Genomic DNA, 1,513 nt, shown 5'->3' with positions numbered 1-1,513 from the left:
GTGCGGGAGGATCATGGGACGGCCGATCCCGAGGAGCCCCGATGAACCTTCCCGCCCCGCTGACCGGAGTCGTCCCGCCCGTCTGCACGCCCCTGACACCGGACCGCGAGGTCGACGTCCCCTCGCTGCTCAGGCTCGTCGACCATCTGGTCACGGGTGGCGTGCACGGCCTGTTCGTCCTCGGTACGACGTCCGAGGCGGCCTTCCTGACCGACGCCCAGCGCAGGCTGGTGGTGGAGACGGTGACCGGCCGGGTGGGGGGCCGGCTCCCGGTGCTGGCCGGGGTGATCGACATGACGACGGCCCGGGTCCTGGACCATGTACGGGCCGTCGCGGCCGCGGGCGCCGACGCGGTCGTCGTCACGGCGCCCTTCTACACCAGCACCCATCCGCGGGAGATCGCCCGCCACTACCGGCTGGTCGCGGCCGGCAGCCCGGTCCCGGTGATCGCCTACGACCTGCCCAGCGGTGTGCACACCAAGCTCCCGGCCGACGTGGTCCTGGACCTGGCCGCCGAGGGCGTGCTGGCCGGCCTCAAGGACTCCAGCGGCGACCTCGCCGGCTTCCGCACGGTCGTCTCCGGCGCCCGCGCCCACCCCGGCATCACCGGCTTCAGCGTGCTGACCGGCTCGGAACTCATCGTCGACGCGGCCCTCGCGGTCGGCGCCGACGGGGCGGTGCCCGGTCTGGCCAACGTCGACCCCGAGGGGTACGTCCGTCTCGACCGCCTGTGCCGCGCGGGTGAGCCGGCCGCGGCCCGGGCCGAACAGGAGCGGCTGTGCGCCCTGTTCGGCATGGTGCGGGTGGGCGACCCGGCCCGCATGGGCGCGTCCTCGTCGGCGCTGGGCGCCTTCAAGGCGGCGCTGCATCTGCGGGGCGTGATCGACTGCCCGGTGACGGCGGAGCCGCAGGTGCCGTTGTCGGCGGCGGAGGTGGAGCGGGTGGGCGCGCTCCTGGCCGCGGCCGGGCTGCTCTGAGCCCTACGGGGCTCCTGGCGTCACCATGCCCGACTCGTAGGCCACGATGACCAGTTGGGCCCGGTCCCGGGCCCCCAGCTTCCCCATGATCCGGCTGACGTGGGTCTTCGCGGTGAGCGGGCTCAGGCCCAGCGCCTCGGCGATCTCGGTGTTGTTCAGGCCCCGCGCGACCAGGGCCAGCACCTCGCGCTCCCGCTCGGAGAGGCATTCGGGGCCGCCGCCCGCCACCGGTACCGAGGGGGTGCGCAGGAACCGCTCGATCAGCCGTCCCGTGGGCCCCGGGGACAGCAGCGCCTCGCCGGCCGCCACCGTGCGGATGGCGTCGAGGAGTTCGGCCGGCCGGGTGTCCTTGACCAGGAAGCCGGAGGCGCCCGCGCGCAGCGCCTCGACGATGTGCTCGTCGGTGTCGTAGGTGGTCAGGACCAGCACCCGCACCCCGGCGAGGTCCTCGTCGGCCGCGATGAGCCGGGTCGCCTCGATGCCGTCGAGGTCGGGCATGCGGATGTCCATGACCACCAGGTCGGGCCGCACCGCGC

Annotated in this window: 2 protein-coding genes; one reads left to right on the top strand and one right to left on the bottom strand. The window is 74.6% G+C overall.

What is annotated here, in order from left to right; genetic code table 11:
• The first annotated feature begins 41 nt into the window (after positions 1 to 41).
• Positions 42 to 977, top strand: a complete 936-nt coding sequence (locus tag EHS43_RS44385; RefSeq protein ID WP_125196038.1) for a dihydrodipicolinate synthase family protein — start codon at positions 42 to 44, stop codon at positions 975 to 977.
• A gap of 3 nt (positions 978 to 980) precedes the next feature.
• On the opposite strand, the gene EHS43_RS44380 is transcribed toward EHS43_RS44385, so the two are convergent.
• On the bottom strand, positions 981 to 1,513 hold a 533-nt coding region (locus EHS43_RS44380; RefSeq protein ID WP_148104336.1), incomplete at its 5' end, for a response regulator transcription factor.

The organism is Streptomyces sp. RP5T, assembly GCF_003933965.1.
GTDB lineage: Bacteria > Actinomycetota > Actinomycetes > Streptomycetales > Streptomycetaceae > Streptomyces.
Note: the sequence above shows the minus strand (reverse complement) of the source record. Positions and strands in the feature narration are given on the sequence as shown.